Annotated in this window: 24 protein-coding genes and 1 tRNA gene; 13 read left to right on the plus strand and 12 right to left on the minus strand. The window is 65.6% G+C overall.

Going from position 1 to position 23043, the window contains the following annotated elements; translation table 11 throughout:
* Positions 1-24: 24 nt before the first annotated feature.
* The 3 genes from argJ to AC1DQR_RS11530 all read left to right on the plus strand — a co-directional run bounded on the left by argJ (position 25) and on the right by AC1DQR_RS11530 (position 2695).
* Positions 25-1254 (plus strand): bifunctional glutamate N-acetyltransferase/amino-acid acetyltransferase ArgJ, encoded by a 1230-nt coding sequence (argJ, locus tag AC1DQR_RS11520; RefSeq protein ID WP_416049740.1) that lies wholly within the window; start codon positions 25-27, stop codon positions 1252-1254.
* 101 nt (positions 1255-1355) lie between these two features.
* The gene (locus AC1DQR_RS11525; RefSeq protein ID WP_150986818.1) at positions 1356-2258 is read left to right on the plus strand and encodes an ATP-binding protein; all 903 of its coding nucleotides are present in this window, start codon (positions 1356-1358) and stop codon (positions 2256-2258) included.
* The gene (locus tag AC1DQR_RS11530) at positions 2255-2695 is read left to right on the plus strand and encodes an NUDIX domain-containing protein (protein ID WP_183037048.1); all 441 of its coding nucleotides are present in this window, start codon (positions 2255-2257) and stop codon (positions 2693-2695) included. The genes AC1DQR_RS11525 and AC1DQR_RS11530 overlap by 4 nt, the downstream gene beginning before the upstream one ends.
* A gap of 39 nt (positions 2696-2734) precedes the next feature.
* Here AC1DQR_RS11530 and AC1DQR_RS11535 read toward each other — a convergent pair whose 3' ends face one another.
* The 8 genes from AC1DQR_RS11535 to ispB all read right to left on the minus strand — a co-directional run bounded on the left by AC1DQR_RS11535 (position 2735) and on the right by ispB (position 9964).
* The gene (locus tag AC1DQR_RS11535) at positions 2735-2920 is read right to left on the minus strand and encodes a DNA gyrase inhibitor YacG (RefSeq protein ID WP_043349767.1); all 186 of its coding nucleotides are present in this window, start codon (positions 2918-2920) and stop codon (positions 2735-2737) included.
* A gap of 4 nt (positions 2921-2924) precedes the next feature.
* On the minus strand, positions 2925-3683 hold the full coding sequence (gene zapD / locus AC1DQR_RS11540; protein ID WP_150986821.1) for a cell division protein ZapD: 759 nt from the start codon (positions 3681-3683) through the stop codon (positions 2925-2927).
* Positions 3684-3957: 274 nt separating this feature from the next.
* Positions 3958-4569 carry a dephospho-CoA kinase gene (coaE, locus tag AC1DQR_RS11545; RefSeq protein ID WP_416049739.1) on the minus strand — a complete coding sequence of 204 codons (612 nt, stop codon included), beginning with the start codon at positions 4567-4569 and terminating at the stop codon, positions 3958-3960.
* 60 nt (positions 4570-4629) lie between these two features.
* Entirely contained in the window at positions 4630-5547 is a 918-nt protein-coding gene (locus AC1DQR_RS11550; RefSeq protein ID WP_416049738.1) for a prepilin peptidase, read from the minus strand.
* 3 nt (positions 5548-5550) lie between these two features.
* Positions 5551-6816 (minus strand): type II secretion system F family protein, encoded by a 1266-nt coding sequence (locus AC1DQR_RS11555; protein ID WP_416049737.1) that lies wholly within the window; start codon positions 6814-6816, stop codon positions 5551-5553.
* 30 nt (positions 6817-6846) lie between these two features.
* Complete coding sequence (gene pilB / locus AC1DQR_RS11560; RefSeq protein WP_416049736.1) at positions 6847-8601, minus strand: type IV-A pilus assembly ATPase PilB; 1755 nt, start codon at positions 8599-8601, stop codon at positions 6847-6849.
* A gap of 245 nt (positions 8602-8846) precedes the next feature.
* Positions 8847-8923 (minus strand) — tRNA-Pro (locus tag AC1DQR_RS11565).
* A 111-nt stretch (positions 8924-9034) separates the two neighbouring features.
* Positions 9035-9964 (minus strand): octaprenyl diphosphate synthase, encoded by a 930-nt coding sequence (gene ispB, locus AC1DQR_RS11570; RefSeq protein WP_416050387.1) that lies wholly within the window; start codon positions 9962-9964, stop codon positions 9035-9037.
* Positions 9965-10536: 572 nt separating this feature from the next.
* On the opposite strand from ispB, the gene rplU reads away from it, so the two are divergent.
* The 4 genes from rplU to proB all read left to right on the plus strand — a co-directional run bounded on the left by rplU (position 10537) and on the right by proB (position 13587).
* Entirely contained in the window at positions 10537-10848 is a 312-nt protein-coding gene (gene rplU, locus AC1DQR_RS11575) for a 50S ribosomal protein L21 (protein WP_006162510.1), read from the plus strand.
* Between the two features lie 70 nt (positions 10849-10918).
* Positions 10919-11179, plus strand: coding sequence for a 50S ribosomal protein L27 (gene rpmA / locus AC1DQR_RS11580; RefSeq protein WP_006162509.1), 261 nt, complete (start codon positions 10919-10921; stop codon positions 11177-11179).
* A gap of 149 nt (positions 11180-11328) precedes the next feature.
* On the plus strand, positions 11329-12429 hold the full coding sequence (obgE, locus tag AC1DQR_RS11585; protein ID WP_416049735.1) for a GTPase ObgE: 1101 nt from the start codon (positions 11329-11331) through the stop codon (positions 12427-12429).
* A gap of 39 nt (positions 12430-12468) precedes the next feature.
* Positions 12469-13587 carry a glutamate 5-kinase gene (gene proB / locus AC1DQR_RS11590; protein ID WP_309403639.1) on the plus strand — a complete coding sequence of 373 codons (1119 nt, stop codon included), beginning with the start codon at positions 12469-12471 and terminating at the stop codon, positions 13585-13587.
* Between the two features lie 97 nt (positions 13588-13684).
* Here the strand turns inward: proB and AC1DQR_RS11595 are convergent, their stop codons facing one another.
* Together AC1DQR_RS11595 and AC1DQR_RS11600 are read right to left on the minus strand one after the other, a co-directional pair.
* Entirely contained in the window at positions 13685-14314 is a 630-nt protein-coding gene (locus AC1DQR_RS11595) for a CNP1-like family protein (protein ID WP_477133057.1), read from the minus strand.
* A complete protein-coding gene (locus AC1DQR_RS11600) occupies positions 14307-14969 on the minus strand; it encodes an RNA pyrophosphohydrolase (protein ID WP_416049733.1) in 663 nt (220 codons plus the stop codon). The genes AC1DQR_RS11595 and AC1DQR_RS11600 overlap by 8 nt, the downstream gene beginning before the upstream one ends.
* Before the next feature lie 185 nt (positions 14970-15154).
* Here AC1DQR_RS11600 and AC1DQR_RS11605 point away from each other — a divergent pair, with 185 nt between their 5' ends.
* The 6 genes from AC1DQR_RS11605 (at position 15155) to AC1DQR_RS11630 (ending at position 20969) form a co-directional block, all read left to right on the plus strand.
* On the plus strand, positions 15155-16876 hold the full coding sequence (locus AC1DQR_RS11605) for a proline--tRNA ligase (protein WP_416049732.1): 1722 nt from the start codon (positions 15155-15157) through the stop codon (positions 16874-16876).
* A 5-nt stretch (positions 16877-16881) separates the two neighbouring features.
* The gene (locus AC1DQR_RS11610) at positions 16882-17646 is read left to right on the plus strand and encodes a lytic transglycosylase domain-containing protein (protein ID WP_416049731.1); all 765 of its coding nucleotides are present in this window, start codon (positions 16882-16884) and stop codon (positions 17644-17646) included.
* Positions 17643-18614 carry a 2OG-Fe(II) oxygenase gene (locus tag AC1DQR_RS11615; protein ID WP_416049730.1) on the plus strand — a complete coding sequence of 324 codons (972 nt, stop codon included), beginning with the start codon at positions 17643-17645 and terminating at the stop codon, positions 18612-18614. The genes AC1DQR_RS11610 and AC1DQR_RS11615 overlap by 4 nt, the downstream gene beginning before the upstream one ends.
* Positions 18614-19453, plus strand: coding sequence for a helix-turn-helix domain-containing protein (locus AC1DQR_RS11620; RefSeq protein WP_416049729.1), 840 nt, complete (start codon positions 18614-18616; stop codon positions 19451-19453). The genes AC1DQR_RS11615 and AC1DQR_RS11620 overlap by 1 nt, the downstream gene beginning before the upstream one ends.
* Positions 19454-19536: 83 nt before the next feature.
* Positions 19537-20223: a LysE family translocator gene (locus tag AC1DQR_RS11625; protein WP_416049728.1), complete on the plus strand. Its 687-nt coding sequence runs from the start codon at positions 19537-19539 to the stop codon at positions 20221-20223.
* A 125-nt stretch (positions 20224-20348) separates the two neighbouring features.
* On the plus strand, positions 20349-20969 hold the full coding sequence (locus tag AC1DQR_RS11630; RefSeq protein ID WP_416049727.1) for a LysE family translocator: 621 nt from the start codon (positions 20349-20351) through the stop codon (positions 20967-20969).
* 34 nt (positions 20970-21003) lie between these two features.
* Here the strand turns inward: AC1DQR_RS11630 and AC1DQR_RS11635 are convergent, their stop codons facing one another.
* On the minus strand, positions 21004-21546 hold the full coding sequence (locus AC1DQR_RS11635) for a hypoxanthine-guanine phosphoribosyltransferase (protein ID WP_017224402.1): 543 nt from the start codon (positions 21544-21546) through the stop codon (positions 21004-21006).
* A 79-nt stretch (positions 21547-21625) separates the two neighbouring features.
* A complete protein-coding gene (gene ffh, locus AC1DQR_RS11640) occupies positions 21626-23020 on the minus strand; it encodes a signal recognition particle protein (RefSeq protein WP_006162498.1) in 1395 nt (464 codons plus the stop codon).
* Positions 23021-23043 lie beyond the last annotated feature (23 nt).

Here is a 23043-nt window from a genome sequence, read left to right on the forward strand (position 1 = left end):
CGTCGAACGCATAGAGGAACGCACATGGCCGTCAACCTGCCCCTGCCGCTGGCAGAAAACCTGAAACCTGTCGCCGGCGTCGAGCTCGGCTGGGCCGAAGCGGGTGTCCGCAAGGCCAACCGCAAGGACGTGCTGGTGGTGCGCGTTGCCCAAGGCAGCACCGTGGCGGGCGTGTTCACCCGCAACCGCTTCTGCGCCGCACCGGTGCAGGTCTGCCGCGAGCACCTGGCCGCCGGCAAGGGCATCCGCGCGATCGTGGTCAACACCGGCAACGCCAATGCCGGCACCGGCGAGCCGGGCCTGGCCAATGCGCGCGCCACCTGTGATGCGCTGGCCGCGCAGCTCGGCATTGCACCCGAGCAAGTGCTGCCGTTCTCGACGGGCGTGATTCTCGAGCCGCTGCCGGTGGACCGCATCACCGCCGCGCTGCCTGCCGCCATCGCCAATGCCAAGCCCGACAACTGGCTGGCCGCAGCAGAGTCGATCATGACCACCGACACCCAGCCCAAGGCCGCCTCGCGCACCGTGCAGATCGGCGGCAAGACCGTGACGTTGTCCGGCATCAGCAAGGGCGCGGGCATGATCCGCCCCAATATGGCCACCATGCTCGGCTTCGTCGCCACCGATGCCACCGTGTCGCAGGATGTGCTGCAGGCGCTGGTGTCGTACGCGGCGGATCACTCCTTCAACAGCATCACCATCGATGGCGACACGTCGACCAATGACTCCTTCGTGCTGATCGCCAGCGGCAAGGCCGGCGCGCCGGCCGTCGACCGTGCCGAGGGTGCGGACTTCGAGGCCCTGCGTGCCGCGCTGACCGACCTGTCGCAGGAACTGGCGCAGATGATCGTGCGCGATGGCGAAGGCGCCACCAAGTTGATGACCATCCAGGTCGAGGGCGGCAAGGACGTGGCCGAATGCCGCCTGATCGCCTACGCGGTGGCGCATTCGCCGCTGGTCAAGACCGCCTTCTACGCCTCGGACCCCAACCTGGGCCGCATCCTGGCCGCGGTGGGCTATGCCGGCGTGGACGATCTCGACGTGGAGCGCGTCAATCTGTGGCTGGACGATGTCCTGGTCGCGCGCGATGGTGGCCGCAACCCCGAGTATCGTGAGGAAGACGGCCAGCGTGTGATGAAGCAGGCCGAAATCACCGTGCGCATCGCGCTGGGCCGTGGCGACGCCACCGCCACGGTCTGGACCTGCGACCTGTCGCACGACTACGTTTCGATCAACGCGGACTATCGTTCGTAAGCACCGGCCCGGCACGCATTGCGTGCCGTTCCCGCCAGCGCGGGCACGGCACGCCAGCCCCTCGCTCTCCTGCCAACGATCCGCTTTTCCCCCAAGCCGCCATGTCAGATCTTGCTGCCCGCCTCGATAGTTTCCTCGCCCGCCTTGAACAATGGCTGCCGCCCCAGCTGACCGACGCTGACTGGGAGCAGGCCGTCGCCTTCCGCTGGCGCAAGCGGCAGAGCCTGTTCGGCAACATTGGCTACCTGCAGGCGATCCGCCAGCTGCCGCCGATCCATCTCGACGACCTGAAGAACATCGAGCGGCAGAAGGATGCCATCGTGGCCAATACGCGCCAGTTCGTGCAGCGCCTGCCGGCCAACAACGTGTTGCTGACAGGCGCGCGCGGCACCGGCAAGTCCTCGCTGATCAAGGCCTGCCTCAATGCCTTCGTCAAGGATGGCCTGCGCCTGGTGGAAGTGGACAAGGATGACCTGGGCGACCTCGGCGATATCGTCGAGCAGTTGTCGGGGCGTCCCGAGCGTTTTGCCATCTTTTGCGACGACCTGTCGTTCGAAGAAGGCGAGTCGGGCTACAAGTCGCTGAAGTCGGCGCTGGACGGCTCGGTGGCCGCGCAGTCGGACAATGTGCTGATCTACGCTACCTCCAATCGCCGCCATCTGTTGCCCGAGTACATGAAGGACAACGAGACCTACCGGCACACCGACGATGGCGAGATCCATCCCGGCGAAGTGGTGGAGGAAAAGATCTCGCTGTCCGAGCGCTTCGGGCTGTGGCTGTCGTTCTACCCGCCCAAGCAGGACGAGTACCTGGCCATCGTCGGCCACTGGCTAGGGCACTTTGGCTGCAGCGCCGAAGATATCGCTGCCGCGCGTGGCGATGCGCTGGTGTGGGCGCTGGAGCGCGGCTCGCGCTCAGGGCGGGTGGCCTGGCAGTTCGCCCGCGACTGGGGCGGTAAGCATGGCAAGCCTTATATGGCCTCGGCGCAGGACGGCCAGGCATGAGCGAGGCGTCGCAGGTGACTGATGCGGCGGCGCCGGCGCGCAAGGTGACCGAGGTTGCCGTTGGCGTGCTGGTGCAGCCCGACGGGCGCTTCCTGCTGGCGCAGCGGCCGGCGGGCAAGCCCTATGAAGGCTACTGGGAGTTCCCGGGCGGCAAGCTGGAGCCGGGCGAATCGGTGGAAGAGGCGCTGGCGCGCGAGCTGCATGAGGAGCTCGGCATCGAGGTGGGCGCCAGCGTGCGCTGGCACGTGCTGGAGCATGATTACCCGCATGCCTATGTGCGCCTGCATTTCTGCAAGGTCACTGCGTGGACGGGCGAGCTGGTTGGCCGCGAGGGCCAGGCCTTCTCATGGCAATCGGCGCCGGTGGACGTGGGCCCCTTGCTGCCCGCTACCATCCCCGTGGTGGACTGGCTGGCAGCCGAGAGCGGCACCGCCTGAACCGTCGGGGCCGTCGGGGCCGCAACGGTCGCGCGGTGCTTAGTCCTCGTCTTGCTCGTCCGGCGAGGGTTCCTCGCCGGGTTTGCCGCCAATCACGTATTTCTCGGACGCCCACGCGCCCAGATCGATCTGCTTGCAGCGGTTCGAGCAGAAGGGACGGAATTTACTCTCGGGTACCCAGGCCACGTCCGTGCCGCAGGTGGGGCATTTGACTACGGTTGTCATTGCTTCAGAAATTGCAGAGCTTGAGCAGGAAGGGGATGTCGGCGTCGACCGAACGGGGGCGCAAATCGCCATCCTGCTGCGTGAAACGGACCCACAGCATGTACTTGTTGGCGCTCATCTCGGGGATAAAGGCCAACAGCGATTCATCCAGCAGCACCTGCATCAGCTGGTAGCTGCGACCGGACAGCATCTGCTGGTAGCTGCCGCCGGTGGCGATGACCTTGCCGCTCTGGCCGGACTCGCGCAGCAGGCGCAACACGGTGTTGGTGCCAAGGCGCAGCGGCACCAGCGGGCGCGCCCACTTGAGGATGTCCGCGCGGCGGTCTTCGACGGGACGGTGCTGCCAGGCGTAGTAGGCCGGCAGATCGAACTCGCAGGTGCCGCCTGGGATGATGGCGCGGCTGCGGATGCTGGTCAGCCACTCGTTATCGGTCAGCAGCTGGCCGGCCTTGCCAACCGACTGGTTAAGCTGGGTGACCGCCTGCTCGATCTCGCTGATGACGCCATCCAGCGCACCCTGGTCGATCTGCGGATTGGCGCGCAGCGCGGCAAGCGCCTGGCGTTGGCGTTCCAGTTCCTTGAGCAAGTCGGTCTTCAGGTCCGCGCGGCCGGCGACGTCGATGATCTCGAACAGCGTCGTCAACGCCACGTGATGCTGCAGGGCGTGATCCTGGCCGAGAAAATAATCCAGCCGATCGAACAGGTCTTCCAGGCGCAGGAGAGTCCTGATGCGTTCGTTAAAAGGATATTCGTACAGAATCAATGGGTGTATCCGTGCAACAGGGCGGGTTGGCGGGTGGGCAATCTGACCCGGGCGGCATTGCCGGAGCAGCGAGGCTCCCGGTGTATCCGGGCCTGCGCGATGCGACTCGGCCCGGGCCCGCAATATCGGCAGTATGCGGCCATTTCCCGCGTGATTCCAGCGCATTCTATGCGAGACCGCCAAACAGGACAATGAAACAGCCGACTTGGGGTGTCGCATGCAGCACCGCACAAAGATGGTGCCGGATGCTGCCAGTCACTCGGCTTGCGACTGTCTAGCCGCGAGCCAGGGTGCGGTACAACTGATCCAGGCGATCCACCTGGGCGGGCAGGGCTTCCGGCGGGCCCTCGTTGTCGACCACATCATCGGCGGCAACCAGGCGTTCGCTGCGCCTGGCCTGCCTGGCCATGATGGCCTCGACCTGGCCCTGGGAAAAGCCGTTGCGTGCCATGACCCGCGCAACCTGCGTGGCCTCGCTGCAATCCACCACCAGCACCCGGTCCACCCGCGTGCGCCATGAGCCCGACTCGACCAGCAGCGGGACCACGTAGATCAGGTAGGGATGCAGTCCGGAGGCGCGGATCGCGGCGGCGCGCGCCTCGGTCAACTGGCGGATCAGGGGGTGGGTGATGCCCTCCAGCCGGGCCTTGGCCGCCGGGTCCGAGAACACCAGCTCGCGCATGGCATTGCGGTCCATGGCGCCGTCGGCGCGCAGGCAGGCGGGGCCAAAGGCTTCCAGCAGGGCAGGGATGGCCAGCCCGCCCGGCGCGGTGATCTCGTGCGCGAGCAGGTCGGTGTCGATCAGAGCGGCGCCGCGCGCGGCGAACAGGTCCGCCACGCGGGTCTTGCCAGAGCCGATGCCTCCGGTCAGTCCGATTTGCAGCATGTAGGTCTCGAAGCTTGCTGTGGGTGTGATAAAGGCAGCCTTAGGGTGGCCGGCGCCCGTTCAGCCCGCAATGCCCAGCGGCAGCACATTGGGCCCAAAGAACAGCACAAGCAGCCCGGCTCCGGCGATATAAGGGCCGAAGGCGAAGTGCGTATCGCGATCCTGACGGCGCAGCGCGATATTGGCAAGCGCGAAAACCAGCCCCACCACGGAGGAGAGCAGCACCAGCGCCGGCAGGGCCTGCCAGCCGAACCAGGCGCCCAGCGCGCCCATCAGCTTGAAGTCGCCATAGCCCATGCCTTCCTTGCCCCGCACCAGCTTGAAGATCCAGTACACCGTCCACAGCAGCAGGTAGCCGGCGGCCGCGCCGATCACGGCATCCGCCAGCGGCGCGAACAGCCCGCCGAGATTGAGCAGCAGGCCCAGCCATACCAGCGGCAGCGTGATCTGGTCGGGCAGTAGCTGCGTGTCGGCGTCGATCAGGGTGAGGGCGATCAGGGCCCAGATCAGGGCGATGGCCGCGAGAGCCTGCCAGGTCGGGCCGAAGTGCGCGGCGGCCAGCGCGGTGAGCACCGCGGTGCCCGCTTCCACCAGCGGATAGCGCGCGCCGATGGGCGCGGCGCACGATGAGCAGCGCCCGCGCAGGAACAGGTAGCTCAGTACCGGAATGTTCTCGAGCGCGCCAATGGCGTGTCCGCAGTGCGGGCACGCCGAGCGCGGCACCATCAGGTTGTAGGGCTCGGGGTGGGGGATCGGGTCGTCGCGCAGCGACGCGATGTAGTTGGCTTCGTCATGCTCCATCATGCGCGGCAGGCGGTGCACCACCACGTTGAGGAAGCTGCCGACCAGCAAGCCGATCAGCGCGGCGGCGGCGACCAGGAACCAGGGCGGCAGCGCCGCCAGCTCGGCAATGGTCTGCGCGGGGGCAGCCAGTGAAGAAATCGCGCCACTGGCGCCATCCGCGGAAAACAGCCACATGCCTTACACCACCTGTCCCAGTTTAAAGATCGGAAGATACATTGCCACTACCATGCCGCCAATCAGCACGCCCAGGATCACGATGATCAGCGGCTCGATCAGGCTGGAGATGGCGGCGACAGCGTCATCGACCTCGCGCTCGTAGAACTCCGCCACCTTCAGCAGCATATTGTCCAGCGCGCCGGATTCCTCGCCGATCTGCGTCATCTGCAACACCATGCTGTCGAAGACATGGGTTGCCTGCATGGCGTTGGTCAGGCTGGTACCGATGCGCACCGATTGCTCGATTTCCTTGGTGGCGTCGTAGTAGACCCAGTTGCCGGCGGCGCCGGCCACCGATTCCATCGACTCCACCAGCGGCGTGCCTGCGGCGAACATGGTGGCAAGCGTGCGGGTCCAGCGGGCGATCACCGCCTTGCGGAACAGCGAGCCGAAGATCGGCAGCTTGAGCAGCAGGCGGTCGCTGGCGCGCTGGACCTTCTCCGAGCGTTTTAGCCCGCGTATGTACATCGTGATGCCGATGATTGGCGCGCCGATGATCAGGTACCAATGGTCGACGAAGAAGTCCGACATGGCGATCACAACGAGGGTCGGCGCCGGCAGGTTGGCGCCGAAGCTGGAGAACACGCCCTTGAACGCCGGGATCACGAAGATCATCAGGATGACCGTCACCGCGAAGGCCACGGTCAGCACGGCGATCGGGTAGATCATGGCTGACTTGATCTGGCTCTTCAGCGCGATGGTCTTTTCCATGTAGAGCGACAAGCGCTCCAGCAGGGCGTCCAGGATACCGCCCTGCTCGCCGGCATCGATCAGGTTGCAGTAGAGCGTGTCGAAGTAGCGCGGATGGCGGCGGAAGGCCTGCGCCATGCTGCTGCCGGATTCGATGTCAAAGCGGATCTCGGACAGCAGCTGGGTGAAGTTGGGGTTGGCATGCCCGCGCGCGATGATGTCGATCGATTGCAGCAGCGGGATGCCCGCCTTGAGCATGGTGGAGAGCTGGCGCGTGAAGTAAGCGATGTCCTTCTGGGTAATCTTCTTCCCGCGCGCGGCCCGCCGCTTTTTCAGCTTGACGACCGTCAGCCCCTGCTTTCGCAGCGTGGCATTGACCTCGGCCTGGCTCTGCGCGCGCAGCTCGCCCGAGAATGCCTTGCCCTTGCGGTCCTTGCCTTCCCACTCGAACAGGTACTGCGTGGGCGCTTTACGCCCTGGTTTCCCCTTGGGCGCGGCCGCCTTGCGAGCGGCTGCGGCTGGTGCGCGTGTCGCCATGATTGACCCCTAATGACATCTTTTGTTGTTTTACATATTTGTTGTGGCCAGCACTTCTTCGAGCGAGGTGAGACCCTGCTTCACCTTGGCCAGGCCAGCTTCGCGCAACGATAGCACGCCATCTTTACGCGCTTGTTCGGCGATCTCAAGCGCCGTGCCATGCGCGAGGATGATCTGCTGCATCGGCTCAGTGATCGGCATCACCTGGTAGATGCCGCAGCGGCCCTTGTAGCCGCTGCCGTTGCAGCGCTCGCACCCGACCGGGTGGTAAGGCTGCCAGCTGCCGTCGAGGTCTTCGTCCTGGAAGCCGGCGTCGGCCAGCACCTCGCGCGCCAGCTCGCCGGGGCGCTTGCAGGTGCACAGCCGCCGCGCAAGCCGCTGCGCGGTGATCATCAGCACGCTCGACGCGATATTGAAGGGCGCGACACCCATGTTCATCAGGCGCGTGAGCGTGGTCGGCGCGTCGTTGGTATGCAGCGTCGAGAACACCAGGTGGCCAGTCTGTGCCGCCTTGATCGAGATGTCGGCGGTTTCCAGGTCGCGGATTTCGCCGACCATGATGATGTCGGGATCCTGGCGCAGGAAGGAGCGCAGCGCGGCGGAGAAGGTCAGGCCGGCTTTTTCGTTGACGTTGACCTGGTTGATGCCGGGCAATTGGATTTCCGCCGGATCCTCGGCGGTCGAGATATTGATGTCGCCCTGGTTCAGCCGGTTCAGGAAGGTGTACAGCGACACCGTCTTGCCGCTGCCGGTGGGGCCGGTCACCAGCACCATGCCGTAGGGGCGCTTGATCACGTCCAGCAGCAGCGCCTTTTGCGCCGGCTCGTAGCCGAGCTGGTCGATGTCGAGCTTGTCGGACGACGACTCCAGGATCCGGATCACGATCTTCTCGCCGAACAGCGTCGGCAGCGTGGAGACGCGGAAGTCGATCGCCTTCTCCACGGTTTCCTTGGGCTCCTTGCTGTCCTTGCCGTCTTTGTCGCCGCCCTTTTCCTTGGGCAGCGCGATCAGCAGCTTCATGCGGCCATCTTGCGGCACGCGCTTTTCCGAGATGTCCAGGCGCGACAACACCTTGATCCGGGTGGAGATCTTGTCGCGGATGTCCACCGGCGGCCGTGCCACTTCCTGCAGCACGCCATCCACACGGAAGCGGATGCGGTAGAAGGTCTCGAACGGCTCGAAGTGAAGATCGGAGGCGCCGCGATGGAAGGCTTCCGTCAGCAGCTTGTGCAGGAAGCGAACCACGGGCGCATCGTCGATGTCGGCCGCGGTCTTGTTGCGCAGCGCCCCGGCGGATGCCACCGGGTCGTAGTCGATCATCTTGCGCTCGACATGGCCAGGACCGATCGACTTGATCGCGCCGCCGCTGTCGTCGGAAGCCGAGCGCACGTATTGCATCAGCTTGTCATGCTCGACCACGACGGGTTCCACCGGCAGGTTGTATTTCTGCTTGATGGCGTCCAGCCCGGCCTGGTTGCCCGGGTCGGACAACGCCAGCACCAGGCGGTTCTCGCGCCGGCCCAGCGGCAGCAGGCGGTGCGCGTGGAACTCGCGATTGCCTGCCAGCGCCGGCGGCACCTTGTTGAGGTTGTACTGATTCAGATCGATCAGCGGCAGCTGATACTTATCAGCCGCGAAGATCGCCACATCATGTGCAGTCATGGTGCCGCTGGCGATGATCTCGTCGATCAGCTGCGACTTTTTTTCTCGTGCCGACTGTTCAAGCTGGGCGAGCAGAGCCGGCGCGATACGCCGGCTCTGTGCAAGAGCTAGACCAAGTGTCATGGCAAAAAACGATTGGCCGCAAGCAGCCGAGGACCCCGAATCGGGGCAGTTTGCCGCCGGGGTCACTTTTTGTAAAGGCGCACCGGACAGGGTGTTGCCGTTTGCACGACACGGGCGCAACCCTACTTGCGCGGGGGGGGGTGGGGAAGGGGTGGGAATCGGGATTGGCAAGCCGGGCGCGCCAATGAAAAAAGGCCGCACATTGCTGTGCGGCCTTTCTTGTACGGTCTCGGGGACCGTGAAACTGGTCGGGGTGAGAGGATTCGAACCTCCGGCCTCTACGTCCCGAACGTAGCGCTCTACCAGGCTAAGCTACACCCCGTTTGTTTTTCTCTGCGTTGCCTGCCTAATTACTGCTGCAGCGCGAAAGCACACAAGTGTAGCAGCCTTTTTTCCGGAATGGAAGAGGGCGCCGGCACGGGGCGCCTTGGCATCAGGACAGCCGTTGCAGCGAGAACGCGCACAGGTCGATCAGCGTTTGCTTCAGTGGGGAGTCGGGGAACTGCTGGGCGGCTTTCTCAGCGGCTTCGGCTTCGCGCTGGGCTGCCTGGAAGGTGACCTCGAGCGCGCCGCTGGCGTGGATCGCGGTGAACACCGCATCGAAATGCTCGGTGCCGCCTTGCACGATGGCTTCGCGAGCCAGTGTGCGTTGCTCCGCGGTGCCGTGCTCGAGCAGGTGCAGCAGCGGCAGGGTGGGCTTGCCTTCGCGCAGGTCGTCGCCGGCATTCTTGCCCATCTGCTCGGCGCTGGCGGTGTAGTCCAGCATGTCGTCGATCAGCTGGAACGCGGTGCCGATGCGCCGTCCGTATTCCGCGGCAGCTTCTTCGGTGGCCGCATCCGCGCCGGCCAGCACAGCGCCGAGCTGGGCCGAGGCTTCGAAGAGCTTGGCGGTCTTGTAGCGGATCACCTGCAGGTAGCGCTCCACCGTGACGTCGGGATCGTGCATGTTCAGCAACTGCAGCACTTCGCCTTCGGCGATCACATTGGTGGCATTGGAGAGGATCTCCATAATGCGCATGCTGCCGGCGTCCACCATCATCTGGAAGGCGCGGGAATAGAGGAAATCGCCTACCAGCACGCTCGCCGCGTTGCCGAAGACCGCGTTGGCGGTCTGGCGGCCTCGGCGCAGCTCCGACTCGTCGACGACGTCGTCGTGCAGCAGCGTGGCGGTATGGATGAACTCGACCACCGCGGCCAGTTCGTGGTGCCGGTTGCCGTCGTAACCGAAGGCCCGTGCGGACAGCAGCAGGATCACCGGGCGCAGGCGTTTGCCGCCCGCGCTGATGATGTACTCGCCGATCTGCTCGATCAGGGGCACTTCCGAGGCGAGGCGCTGGCGGATAACCGAATCAACGGCGCGCATGTCGGCAGCGACCGGGGCAAGCAAGGCAGTGGCGGAAGACTGGGACAAGATGTTCACCGTTACGCAAAACCCGTCGATTATAAGCGATGCGGGTGTATGTATGTCCCCTGAACGGGGGGTGCGACAAGGCGCGCCGGCACTGCGCGCGCAAAGCGGGTGTGGCGGTCCCGTGCACCTATAATGCCGCCATGACCCAGCCACCTTCCTCCTCGCGCCGCCAGCTCCGGCGCACCGCACTGTGGGCAGCTTTCGCCGCCCTGGCGGGTTTCCTGCTCGCGGATCTGATCTGACCTGGGTGGGCGGAGAAGTGCTTCAGGCAGCGCCACGCGGAGCCGCGCAGGCTATGTGTCTGTTTTCTTTGTACTTTTCCCGACTTTGGTATAGAATCGTGGGTTTCCTCCGGCCGCTTTGTGTTGTCTGCAGATGCGCTGGTGGGAGATAACCGGGCCAATTGGGCCGTCCGGCTTGTCTATTTTCCCTGTCCTGGTCGTTGCTTGGATCGGGATGAAACGGACGCAAGGGCGCGCCGGCGTTGGCTTTCGGCGTTTTATTTCACATCGAGAGGTTCGACAATGTACGCGGTCGTAAAAACCGGCGGCAAGCAATATAAGGTTGCTGCTGGCGAAAAACTTAAAGTAGAACAGATACCGGCAGACATTGGCGCAGAAATCACGCTCGACCAGGTGCTCGCAGTGGGCGCAGGCGACCAACTCAAGTTTGGTACGCCGCTGGTTAGCGGGGCTTCCGTCAAGGCTACCGTTATCTCCCAAGGTCGTCACGATAAGGTGAAGATCTTCAAGATGCGCCGTCGCAAGCACTATCAAAAGCGTCAAGGCCATCGTCAAAATTACACCGAGCTGCGCATCGAAGAGATCATTGGCTGAGCCAGCGCTCAGTCCTCATCGAAATCGAATTCAAGCGTAACTAGGTAAAGTAAAGCGACAGGAGTTAGTCATGGCACAGAAAAAGGGCGGCGGTTCCACACGGAACGGCCGCGATTCCGAATCGAAGCGTCTGGGCGTCAAGGTGTTTGGTGGTCAAGCCATCAACGCCGGCAGCATCATCGTGCGTCAGCGCGGTACCCGCGTGCACCCGGGCGATAACGTTGGCATTGGCAAGGATCACACCCTCTTTGCTCTCGTCGACGGCCACGTGCAGTTCGCCGTCAAGGGCGCTGCCAAGAAGCAGCAGGTCAGCGTCGTTCCGGCAGTCTGACCACAGCCTTTGCAGCATGAAGGCCCCGCAGTACTTGCGGGGCTTTTTCTTTTCTGGCGACAATGTCATTGTCGCCATTCGCCGCGCCCGCGGCCTTGCCATCCCGGCCGGGCGCGCGCTTTGCGGTCGCTACACCACGGAAGGTCATCATGAAGTTCATCGACGAAGCCAGAATTGAAGTCATCGCCGGCAACGGCGGCAATGGCAGCGCATCGATGCGGCGCGAGAAATTTGTGCCCTTCGGTGGCCCCGACGGTGGCGACGGCGGCAGCGGCGGCAGCGTCTACGCGGTGGCCGACCGCAACATCAACACGCTCATCGACTTCCGCTACGCCAAGAAGCACGTGGCGCGCAACGGCGAGAATGGCCGGGGCGCCGATTGCTATGGCGCGGGCGGCGAAGATGTGAACCTGCGCATGCCGGTCGGCACGCAGATCCTCGACATGGATTCCGGCGAGCTGATCGCCGACCTGACCGAGCACGGCCAGACCGTTTGCCTGGCCGAGGGTGGCCTGGGCGGCTGGGGTAACCTGCACTTCAAGTCCAGTACCAACCGCGCGCCCCGCCAGCAGGTGGACGGCAAGCCGGGCGAGCGCCGCATGATCAAGCTGGAGCTCAAGGTGCTGGCCGACGTGGGCCTGCTGGGCATGCCGAATGCCGGCAAGTCGACTTTTATCTCGCACATTTCCAATGCGCGCCCGAAGGTGGCCGATTACCCCTTCACCACCCTGCATCCCAACCTGGGCGTGGTGCGGGTCGATCACGAGCAGTCCTTCGTGGTGGCGGACATCCCCGGCCTGATCGAAGGCGCCGCGGAAGGCGCCGGGCTGGGCCATCAGTTCCTGCGCCACTTGCAGCGCACGGGGCTGTTGCTGCATATCGTCGACCTGGCGCCGTTCGATGAAGCCGTGGACCCGGTGGCCGAAGCCCGCGCCATCGTCAACGAGCTGAGGAAGTACGACGAAAGCCTGTACGAAAAGCCGCGCTGGCTGGTACTGAACAAGTTGGACGTGGTGCCCGAGGAAGAGCGTGATGCGCGCGTCAAGGACTTCGTCAAGCGCTACAAGTGGAAGGGCCCGGTGTTCCGCATCTCCGCCCTGACCGGCGAAGGCTGCCGCGAACTGATCTACGCGATCAAGGATCACCTGGCCGCGATCAAGGCCGAGGAAGTCGCCGCGCTGGCGGAGCCGGACATCCGCCTGGATGAGCGCCTGCACAACGTCGACCAGCCCGGCGGCGAGCAGAACTAACTACGAAAACAGCAGTACCCAGCAGACAGGATTCCCGCCATGCAATCGGTCATCGCCCAGGCAAAACGTATCGTCGTGAAGGTTGGGTCCAGCTTGGTGACCAACGACGGCAAGGGTCTCGATCACGAGGCCATTGCCCGTTGGGCGGCACAGATCGCCAAGCTGCGCATGGCCGGCAAGGAAGTCGTGCTGGTCAGCTCCGGCGCCATCGCCGAGGGCATGCAGCGCCTCGGCTGGGTGCGCCGCCCCAAGGAAATCCACGAACTGCAGGCCGCCGCGGCAGTGGGCCAGATGGGCCTGGCCCAGGTCTACGAAAGCCAGTTCGGCCGCTACGGCATCCGCACCGCACAGGTGCTGCTGACCCACGCCGACCTGGCTGACCGCGAGCGCTACCTCAATGCGCGCTCGACCCTGCTGACGCTGCTGTCGCTGGGTGTCGTGCCCATCATCAACGAGAACGACACCGTGGTCACCGACGAAATCAAGTTCGGCGACAACGACACCCTGGGCGCGCTCGTCACCAACCTGATTGAAGGCGACGCGCTGGTGATCCTGACCGACCAGCGGGGCCTCTATACCGCCGATCCCCGCAGCAACCCGCAGGCCGAGTTCGTGGACGAGGCGCTGGCTGGCGCGGTAGAACTCGAGGCCATGGCCGGCGGCGCCGGCACGTCGATTGGCCGCGGCGGCATGCTGACCAAGATCCTGGCCGCCAAGCGCGCCGCCAAGTCGGGCGCGCATACCGTGATCGCTTCCGGGCGCGAAGCCAATGTGCTGGAGCGGCTGGCCGGGGGCGAAGGCATCGGCACGCAACTGCTGGCCCCCACTGGGCGCCTGACGGCGCGCAAGCAATGGATGGCCGACCACCTGCAGCTGCGCGGGCGGGTGATGATCGATGCCGGCGCGGTGGACAAGCTCACCAGCGGCGGCAAGTCGCTGCTGCCGATCGGCGTGGTGGAAGTGCAGGGTGAGTTCGCGCGTGGCGAGGTCATTGCCTGCATCGACGCGGCGGGCCATGAGGTGGCGCGCGGCATCACCAACTACGCCAGCTCGGAAGCCAAGCTGATCGCACGCAAGCCCTCGTCCGAGATCGAGCGGGTGCTTGGCCACCAGAACGAGCACGAGCTGATCCACCGGGACAACCTGGTACTGGTCTGAACGGACAGATTGTTCCGAGGTACGATGCAAAAAGCCCGCGAGCGATCGCGGGCTTTTTTGCATCGTCCGGCGCCGTACTACCGCGCCGTTGCCGCCATCAACGCGTGATCGCGCTCTTGCGCGGCGCTTCGCCACGCAAGTCCTTGACGATGTCCTGCGCCCTGCCTGCCGCTGAGCGGCCCTCGCACAGGAAATCCTTGGCCAGCGCCGCACCATAGTTATTACGCGCGATGCCTGCCAGCTGGATCCAGCCATCGCGGTCGTCGGAGCGGTTGCGGACCCACTCGGTCGCGCCCCTGGGCAAGGTGGCGTACATCTTGCGCTCGAAGGTGTCGCAGCGCACGGCCTCGAAGCTCACATTGCGCATGCCGCTGGCACCCGTGATGACTACGGTATAACGCACCGCGCCATCCGCGCCCACGACCACGGACTTGCCATCGACGGCGAAGGTAAAGTTGCCGGCGGGGCTGACTTCGAACGGGATCAGGTCCGCATCCTGCGGCGGCGCAGGCAGCGCCGTCTCCACTTCCCTGAATTCCTTCGCGGCGAACGGGTCGAGGATGCTGAACTCCTTCTTCGGCGTGTAATCCTCGGACTCGTCCGGCATGGGCACATGCTGCGGCTTGGACGTGCTGCCGCAGCCGGCCAGGCCAAGGCAAAGGGTTACCGCCAGCAGGCAGGCGGCGGGCAGGCTCGGGCGCAAGCCGCGGCCGGCAAAATCAATCATCGGTACTCCGTTCTGTGGACGCCGGCTGGGCCGGCGAAATTGGGCCCGGATCGTGGGCCAGGTCCTGATGCACCAGGTCCGGAACGCTGTCGGGATGCTCGTCCAGCCCCGCGCGAGCATAACCTGCGCGCACCGAACCGTACCGGCCATGGGTGCCGTAGGGGCTCAGCGGCGCGCGGGTATTGCGCTGCAGGAAGCGGGACAACTCGGTCAGCGCGAGTTGATAGACATCGCGCTTGAACTCGATGACAGCGTCTAGCGGGACCCAGTAATGGCTCCAGCGCCAGGCATCGAACTCCGGGTGGTCGGTGGCGCGCAGGCGGATGTCGCAATCGCGGCCCGCCATGCGCAACAGGAACCAAATCTGCTTCTGTCCCCTGTAATGGCCGCGGATTTCGCGGCGGATGAACTTGTCCGGCACCTCATAACGCAGCCAGTCGCGCGTGCGACCGACAATCCTGACATGCTCGGGCAGCAGACCGACTTCTTCATGTAGCTCGCGGTACATCGCCTGTTCCGGCGTTTCGCCGTATTTGATGCCGCCTTGAGGAAACTGCCACGAATGTTCGCCGATGCGCTTGCCCCAGAACACCTCGTTCCGTGCGTTGATGAGGATGATGCCGACGTTCGGGCGAAAGCCTTCACGATCGAGCATGACTGCACCTCGAATCCTTTAGAATTAGGTTGATTATAAAGGAAGCGCGTAATGGGGCTTTGTGCAACGGGGTGCTGGTTTTCCCCGAGCAAAAAGCGTCGCATAATGCACGCGCGCACCACGGATTCGCGCCATGCCGCCCACGGAACCTGCCAGGGCGGCATGGCCTCACGAGAAAGCAACGGATGAAAGCCTCGCAATTCTTCATTTCCACCCAAAAGGAAGCCCCTTCCGACGCGGAAATCGTGTCGCACAAGTTGATGATGCGAGCCGGCATGATCAAGAAGCTTGGCGCCGGCATCTATAGCTACATGCCGGTCGGCCTGCGGGTGATCCGCAAAGTGGAAGCCATCGTGCGCGAGGAAATGAACCGCGCCGGCGCGGTCGAGCTGTCGATGCCGGTGATTCAGCCTGCCGAGCTGTGGCAGGAAACCGGCCGCTGGGACAAGATGGGCCCCGAGCTGCTGCGCCTGAAGGACCGCCACGAGCGCGACTTTGCCGTGCAGCCCACCTCCGAAGAGGTGGTGACGGACATCGCCCGCAGCGAAATCCGCAGTTACAAGCAACTGCCGATCAATTTCTACCAGATCCAGACCAAGTTCCGCGACGAGCGCCGGCCGCGTTTTGGCATCATGCGCGGGCGCGAGTTCACCATGAAGGACGCTTACTCCTTCGATCGTGACACCGCTGGCCTGAAGGTGTCCTACGACAAGATGTTCGACGCCTACGTGCGCATCTTCCAGCGTTTCGGCCTGGAATTCCGTGCCGTCGCGGCCGACAACGGCGCCATCGGCGGCTCCGGCTCGCACGAGTTCCACGTGATCGCCGAGACCGGCGAAGACGCCATCGTCTACTGCCCCGACTCGGACTACGCCGCCAACATGGAAGCGGCCGAGGCCCTGCCGCTGCTGGCCCAGCGTGCCGCGCCGGCTGAAGTCATGGTCAACACGCCCACCCCGGGCAAGGCCAAGTGCGAGCAAGTGGCCGAGCTGCTTGGCATCCCGCTGGCGCGCACGGTCAAGTCGATCGTGCTGGCCACCGAAGGCGAGGCCGGCGTGCAGATCTGGCTGCTGCTGCTGCGCGGCGACCATGAGCTCAACGAGGTCAAGGCGTCCAAGGTGGCCGGCCTGGCCGAGTTCCGCTTCGCGACCGAGTCCGAGATCGTCGAGACGTTCGGCACGCCCCCGGGCTACCTGGGCCCCATCGGTGCCAAGAAGCCTGTCAACGTGGTTGCGGACCGCACGGTCGCCAACATGAGCGACTTCGTCTGCGGCGCCAACGAGCGCGACTATCACCTGACCGGCGTGAACTGGGGCCGCGACCTGCCCGAGCCCGTGGTGGCTGACCTGCGCAATGTGGTGGAGGGCGACGTTTCGCCGGACGGAAAGGGCACGCTCGCCATCTGCCGCGGCATCGAAGTCGGCCATGTGTTCATGCTCGGCACGCGCTATTCGGAATCGATGGGCGCCACCTTCCTGGACGAGAACGGCAAGACCCAGCCCATGCAGATGGGTTGCTACGGCATCGGCGTGACCCGTATCCTGGGGGCCGCCATCGAGCAGAACTTCGACGAGCGCGGCATCATCTGGCCCGCTTCGATCGCCCCGTTCGCGGTGGTGGTCTGCCCGGTTGGCTACGATCGTTCCGAGGCCGTCAAGGCCGAGGCCGACCGTATCCATGCAGAGCTGCTGGCAGCCGGCGTCGATGTGATCCTGGACAACCGCGGCGAGCGCCCCGGCGCCATGTTTGCCGACTGGGAGCTGATTGGCGTGCCGCACCGCGTGGTGGTGGGCGACCGTGGCCTGAAGGAAGGCCGCGTGGAGTACCAGGGACGGCGCGACGCCGAAGCCACCCAGCTGCCGGTCGCGGACGTGGTTGCTCACGTGCGCGGGCTGTTGTCCGCCTGAGCGCCATGCGCCTCCTGGACCCGCTGCGTCTGCCGGGCCTGATCCCGGGCCGCCTGGGCGTGGCGCGGGTCAGTGCCGGCTTGCTGCTGGTACTCAGCGCCGCCGCCCACGCCGGGGCCCAGAAGGAAGAGGACCTGGCCGACTCGGTGCGCGGCGCGCTGGCTGCGGCCATCGCCGACAGCCGTCCGCTGCGCCCGGCCTTTGCCACCGGCGGCGAGCAACTGGCGTATCTCAAGTGGCTGGAAGAAATGTCGCACCGGCTCGCGGGGCGCATCCCCGAGCCGCAGGTGCGCATCGAGCTGATCGAGACCGCTTACTACGAGGCCAAGCGCGCGGGGCTGGAACCGGCGCTGGTGTTAGGGCTGGTGCAGGTCGAGAGTAATTTCCGCAAGTACGCGATCAGCTCGGCCGGCGCCCGCGGGCTGATGCAGGTAATGCCCTTCTGGGTGCGCAGCATCGGGGACAGCGACAGCCGCAAGCTGTTCCACCTGCAGAGCAACCTGCGCTACGGCTGCACCATCCTGCGCTACTACCTGGACCGCGAGCAGGGCGACCTGTTCCTGGCGCTGGGCCGGTACAACGGCAGCCGCGGCCGCCCCGACTATCCCAATGCGGTGCTCGCAGCGTGGAAGCGCTGGCAATATTCCGAAGCCACGGTCACCGTCGCTGGCGACCCCGAATCCGGCACGGGCACCCGCAGCCGCGTGGTGCCGGCCGAAGCGCCGGCGCGCAACCCGTTCTCGCCGCAGCGGCTGGCCAATCCCTCATGAGCAACACCCGCGCCACCAGCGCCACTGGCGACACCGCCGGCAAGGCGGGCTATACCAGTTCCTCGGCAGACCTGGAGCGCTGGCTGCGGCGCCATATCGGGCAGGGCTTTGGCGCCGAGGCGCTGGTGCAGTCGATGTGCCAGTCCGGCTACGAGCAGGCCTTCGCGCAAGCCACGGTGACCGCGGCGCTGTCCGCCGCGGCACGGGCGGCGGTGCGGGGAACGCAGCCGGACAACGCCGCGGAGATGGCCGCGGAGCTGGGCATCGGCAAGCCGGCCGGGCGCGCAGGGGACCAGGCTGGTGGTGGTGGCCAAACTGGCGCGCAAGGCAACCGCAACGCGGCGCATTTCGCTGGCCGCGAGATTCCCATCCTGTTCACGCTCGCGGCACCGCGCGTGACCTTGTACCAGCAACTCCTGACCGATGCCGAATGCGACGCCCTGGTGGAGCTGGCACGCGGCCGCCTGGCGCGCTCACCCGTGATCAACCCCGACACCGGCGACGAGAACCTGATCGAGGCGCGCACCAGCCTGGGCGCGATGTTCCAGGTCGGCGAGCATGCGCTGATCGAGCGCATCGAGGACTGCATCGCCGCCGTGACCGGGATTGCCGCCGACCGTGGCGAAGGTCTGCAGATCCTCAACTACAAGCCCGGCGGAGAGTACCAGCCGCACTACGATTTCTTTAACCCGCAGCGCCCCGGCGAGGCGCGCCAGCTCAAGGTCGGCGGGCAACGCGTCGCGACCGTGGTGATCTACCTGAACAGCCCGCCGGCGGGTGGCGCCACAGCGTTTCCCAAGCTTGGCCTGGAGGTGGCGCCGGTCAAGGGCAACGCGGTCTATTTCAGCTATCGCAAGTCCGACGGCGCGCTGGACGAGCGTACCCTGCATGCCGGCCTGCCCGTTGACGCGGGCGAGAAATGGATCGCCACCAAGTGGCTGCGCGAACGGCCGTACCGGACCGACTGATGCGCGCCAGCAGCACCACAGGGCAGGCACGCTACTGGTTCGATCCCGCCATGCCGTACGTCGAGAGCCGCTGCGCCAGCGACAGCGGCGCGGCCTACCTGCCGCATACCCATCCCACCTTGTCGATTGGCGCCGTCGATGGCGGCCACAGCCTGTTTGGCACCGAGACCGAGTCGGTACGGCTGGCGCCCGGCGACGTGGTCGTGATCCCGGCTGGGCAGGTGCATGCCTGTAATCCGGAGCCCGACGCGCGCTGGAGCTACCAGATGCTGCACCTGGACCCGGCATGGGTGGGCACGGTGCTGGAGGCGCGTGGCGTGGTGGTGTTGCCCGCGGCGCTGGCGCGGGTGCGTGTCACCAGCGCGCCAGATACCTATGCCGGCCTGTGCCGGCTTAACGATGTGCTGTTCTCCGCAGCCCCGCGGGCCACCAAGGAAGCGGCGCTAGGCGGCTTCGTGGCCGCGCTGCTCGGCGCTGCCGACCAGCGCCAGGCGGTGCGCGCGCCGCGCCAACCAGTCACGCCGGAGGCCCGGTTAGCCGGCCTGGTTGCGCTTTTGCACGCCCATCACGCGGAGCCGCTGCCACTGGCGGAACTGGCGCGCGGCGCCGGCATGAGCCGCTACCAGTTGATCCGCGCCTTCCGGGCCGACCTCGGCATGACCCCGCATGCCTACCAGCTGGATCTGCGCATCAACCACGCGCGCCAGTTGCTGCGCGCGGGCGGGGCGCCGGCGGAGATCGCCCAGGTGCTGGGCTTTTCCGACCAGAGCCACTTCCAGCGCGCCTTCAAGCAGCGCGTGGCGCTGACGCCGCGCAGCTATCAGCGCCGCAGCGGCTGAGCCGCCGCGCGCAATTTTCTCCAATACTTGCCGCCCCTCGCGGTCCAGACTTCGTGCTCATCCGAAGACACGAAAGGACTGGCGTGGATTTCCCTGTTGATTCCGGCCTCGGCCAATTTGCCATGGTGGCGGGCGCGCATTTCCTTGCACTGCTCAGCCCGGGCCCCGACTTTTTCCTGGTAGTGCGCAGCGCGCTGGTGCATGGCGTGGGCCGTGCCAGCGCCGTCTGCCTGGGCATCGCGCTGGGAAACGGCGTGTTTATCGGGCTGGCCATCACCGGGCTGGCGGCTACCCGCGCCAGTCAGGGCGTGTTCGTGCTGCTGCAGTGGGCGGGTTGCCTGTACCTGGCCTGGCTGGGCTGGCGGCTGTTGCGTGCCAGCGGTGAGACGACGCTGCCTGGCACAGATGGCGAAAATGGAGCAAATGGAGCAGATAGCCAGCAAGCGCAGGGCACCGGCCCCGCGGCGTACGCGGCGCAACTCGTAACGGGCTTCCTGTCCGCCGTGCTCAATCCCAAGAATGCGTTGTTCTACGCCAGCCTGTTCTCGGTGCTGGCCGGCACCCGCACGCCGCTGGCAGCACAGCTGGGCTACGGCGCGTGGATGTTCGCCATGGTCTTCGCCTGGGACATGCTGGTGGCCTGGGGCGTGCGCCATCCGCTGGTGCGCACGCGTTTCACCCGCTCGGTTCGCGGCGTGGAGCGGGCGACCGGCGTGGTGTTGTGGGGGATCGCGCTGGTGGTGGCGGCGAACGCGCTCAACGCGGCATGATGCAACACGATGCGGCGGCTACGCGCCAAGCCGTATCGCCAGTTTTCTGGTCAACTGTACCGGTACTGTACAGTTCTGCCTGGCTAGACTAGCTCCATTCCTTTTTGTATCCGATGGAGCCAGTCATGGCAGTGCCCCAGCTCGTTGCCGGATCCGGCGTGTTCGCCGCGTTCTGCGCGTTTGCCCTCGTGTCGTCGATCACCCCGGGCCCCAACAACACCATGGTGCTGGCTTCGGGCGTGAATTTCGGCTTTGCCCGCACAGTGCCCCATGTGTTGGGCATCAGTATCGGCTTCGGCTTGATGGTGGCGGTGGTCGGCCTCGGGCTCGGATCGCTATTCGCCGCGTTTCCGTGGACCTGGCAGATGCTGCGCGTGGTGGCGGTGGTCTATCTCACCTGGCTGGCGTGGAAGCTGGCGACAGCGGGCGGCGTCCAGGACCAGGAGGTGGGCAAGCCCATGGGCTTCCTGGCGGCGGCCGCGTTCCAGTGGGTCAATCCCAAGGCTTGGGTGATGGCGGTGGGCGCGTGCAGTACCTACGTGCTGCACGGCAATGTCTGGCTCAATGTGCTGCTGCTGTCCGGCCTGTTCGCCGTGATCAACCTGCCCAGCGTGGCAATGTGGGCCGTGTTCGGCTCGGCCATGCGGCGCTGGCTGGCGCAGCCCCGGGTGCTGCGCCTGTTCAACGTGGTGATGGCGCTGTTGCTGCTGGCCTCGCTTTGGCCGATCGTCAGCGCCAGGCCGTAACGCGAAGACGGCGTGCGAGGCCCGGCGCAAGGCCTCAGCGCAAAGCCCGGATGGCGGGCAGGTTGCGCCAGTAGCCGTGGGCGTCCATGCCGCAGCCGAAGACATAGCGCTCAGGCACGGTGAAGCCACAGAAGTCCGGGTGCATGGGCTTTGCCTTTTGCAGCACTTTTTCGCACAGCACGGCGGCGTAGACATTGGTCGCGCCCATGTCCATGATGCGCTGGCGGATGGCCGCCATGGTCTCGCCTTCGTCCAGGATGTCGTCCAGCACCAGCACCGTGCGGCCCTTGACCGATTCGCGCGGCGCCACGCGCCATTGCATCTCGCCGCCAACCGTCTTGTTGTTGTACCGCGAGAGGTGGATGTAGTCGAACTCCAGCGGGAACGCCAGCTTGGGCAGCAGCATGCCGGTGAAGACGACTGCGCCGCCCATCACCGACAGCACCAGCGGGAAGGTATCGCCCATCTTTTCCGTGATCTCGCCAGCCATGCGGTCCAGCGATGCCTGGACGGCCTCGGCGCTGACGATTTCCTCGGAGTTGGCCCACAGTTCGCGGGCCTGTTCGGCGGTCATCATGATGTGGATCCTGTCTCAGTCTTTGTCTTTTGCGGGGTGGCGCGGCGCCCGGGGAGCGGGCGCCGCCATGCCAGACGGCTTAGCGGTTGAAGAGTCCCTTCATGCCGCCCTTCATCGCGCCCATCGAGCGCATCATCTTCATCATGCCGCCGCCCTTGAGCTTCTTCATCATGCTCTGCATCTGGTCGAACTGGTTGAGCAGGCGGTTGACTTCCTGCACCGGCACGCCGGCGCCGGTGGCGATGCGGCGCTTGCGGCTGGCTTTGATCAGGTCGGGCTTGGCGCGCTCGGCGGCCGTCATGCTGTTGATGATGCCTTCCATGCGGCGCACCTGCTTCTCCGCCACGTCCATATTGGCGCCCTGCGCCTGCTGGGCAAACTGAGCCGGCAGCTTGTCGACCAGGCTGCCAAGGCCGCCCATCTTCTTCATCTGGCCGATCTGCGCCTTGAAGTCTTCCAGGTCGAAGTCGCCGGTCTTCTTGATCTTCTTGGCCAGCTTCTCGGCGGCTTCCATGTCCACGCCGCGCTGGGCTTCCTCGACCAGCGCGAGGATGTCGCCCATGCCCAGGATCCGCTGGGCCATGCGATCGGGGTAGAAGGGCTCGAGGCCGTCCAGCTTTTCGCCAACGCCGACGAACTTGATCGGGCGGCCGGTGATGTGGCGCACCGACAGCGCGGCACCGCCGCGCGCATCGCCGTCCAGCTTGGTCAGCACCACGCCGGTCAGGGGCAGGGCGTCATTGAAGGCGCGCGCGGTGTTGACCGCGTCCTGGCCCAGCATGGCGTCGACTACGAACAGGGTTTCGACCGGCTTGATCTCGGCGTGCAGCGCGGCGATTTCCTGCATCATGGCCTCGTCGATACCCAGGCGGCCTGCCGTATCGACGATCAGCACGTCGTGATAATGCTTGCGGGCCCAGTCCACTGCCGCGCGCGCGATGTCCACCGGCTTCTGGTCGGGCTCGGAGGGGAAGAAATCGGCGCCGACCTGTTCGGATACGGTCTTGAGCTGGGCGATAGCGGCGGGGCGGTAGACGTCGCACGAGACCGTCAGCACCTTCTTCTTCTTGTTTTCTTTCAGCCACTTGGCCAGCTTGCCGACGGTGGTGGTCTTGCCGGCGCCCTGCAGGCCGGCCATCAGGATGATCGCGGGCGGCTGCACCGCTAGGTTCAACTCGCCGCTCTTGTTGTCGGCGGACAGGCTTTCCTCGCCGCCGATGACGGCGGTCAGCTCGCGCTGCACCACGCCCACCAGCGCCTGGCCCGGCGTCAGGCTGGACACCACGTCCTCGCCCAGTGCCTTTTCCTTCACGCGGGCGATGAATTCCCGCACCACCGGCAAGGCGACGTCGGCCTCCAGCATGGCCAGGCGCACTTCGCGCAGCATTTCGGCGGTATTGGCTTCGGTCAGGCGAGCCTCGCCGCGCATGGTCTTGACGACCCGCGCCAGGCGTTGAGTGAGATTGTCCAGCATGGCAGAAGTCCGGGGGATAGAGC

The organism is Cupriavidus sp. 05L411, from assembly GCF_056398045.1.

Coding starts and splice junctions, on each gene's coding strand:
- AC1DQR_RS11535 (WP_043349767.1), bottom strand. CDS start 2,920: ATGACAACCGTAGTCAAATGCCCCACCTGCGGCACGGACGTGGCCTGG.
- ispB (WP_416050387.1), bottom strand. CDS start 9,964: ATGCGCGCCGTTGATTCGGTTATCCGCCAGCGCCTCGCCTCGGAAGTG.
- AC1DQR_RS11610 (WP_416049731.1), top strand. CDS start 16,882: ATGCGCCTCCTGGACCCGCTGCGTCTGCCGGGCCTGATCCCGGGCCGC.
- AC1DQR_RS11635 (WP_017224402.1), bottom strand. CDS start 21,546: ATGATGACCGCCGAACAGGCCCGCGAACTGTGGGCCAACTCCGAGGAA.
- ffh (WP_006162498.1), bottom strand. CDS start 23,020: ATGCTGGACAATCTCACTCAACGCCTGGCGCGGGTCGTCAAGACCATG.
- AC1DQR_RS11615 (WP_416049730.1), top strand. CDS start 17,643: ATGAGCAACACCCGCGCCACCAGCGCCACTGGCGACACCGCCGGCAAG.
- AC1DQR_RS11525 (WP_150986818.1), top strand. CDS start 1,356: ATGTCAGATCTTGCTGCCCGCCTCGATAGTTTCCTCGCCCGCCTTGAA.
- AC1DQR_RS11605 (WP_416049732.1), top strand. CDS start 15,155: ATGAAAGCCTCGCAATTCTTCATTTCCACCCAAAAGGAAGCCCCTTCC.
- AC1DQR_RS11555 (WP_416049737.1), bottom strand. CDS start 6,816: ATGGCGACACGCGCACCAGCCGCAGCCGCTCGCAAGGCGGCCGCGCCC.
- AC1DQR_RS11620 (WP_416049729.1), top strand. CDS start 18,614: ATGCGCGCCAGCAGCACCACAGGGCAGGCACGCTACTGGTTCGATCCC.
- pilB (WP_416049736.1), bottom strand. CDS start 8,601: ATGACACTTGGTCTAGCTCTTGCACAGAGCCGGCGTATCGCGCCGGCT.
- rplU (WP_006162510.1), top strand. CDS start 10,537: ATGTACGCGGTCGTAAAAACCGGCGGCAAGCAATATAAGGTTGCTGCT.
- AC1DQR_RS11600 (WP_416049733.1), bottom strand. CDS start 14,969: ATGCTCGATCGTGAAGGCTTTCGCCCGAACGTCGGCATCATCCTCATC.
- AC1DQR_RS11550 (WP_416049738.1), bottom strand. CDS start 5,547: ATGTGGCTGTTTTCCGCGGATGGCGCCAGTGGCGCGATTTCTTCACTG.
- rpmA (WP_006162509.1), top strand. CDS start 10,919: ATGGCACAGAAAAAGGGCGGCGGTTCCACACGGAACGGCCGCGATTCC.
- obgE (WP_416049735.1), top strand. CDS start 11,329: ATGAAGTTCATCGACGAAGCCAGAATTGAAGTCATCGCCGGCAACGGC.
- AC1DQR_RS11530 (WP_183037048.1), top strand. CDS start 2,255: ATGAGCGAGGCGTCGCAGGTGACTGATGCGGCGGCGCCGGCGCGCAAG.
- coaE (WP_416049739.1), bottom strand. CDS start 4,569: ATGCTGCAAATCGGACTGACCGGAGGCATCGGCTCTGGCAAGACCCGC.
- AC1DQR_RS11630 (WP_416049727.1), top strand. CDS start 20,349: ATGGCAGTGCCCCAGCTCGTTGCCGGATCCGGCGTGTTCGCCGCGTTC.
- argJ (WP_416049740.1), top strand. CDS start 25: ATGGCCGTCAACCTGCCCCTGCCGCTGGCAGAAAACCTGAAACCTGTC.
- AC1DQR_RS11595 (WP_477133057.1), bottom strand. CDS start 14,314: ATGATTGATTTTGCCGGCCGCGGCTTGCGCCCGAGCCTGCCCGCCGCC.
- proB (WP_309403639.1), top strand. CDS start 12,469: ATGCAATCGGTCATCGCCCAGGCAAAACGTATCGTCGTGAAGGTTGGG.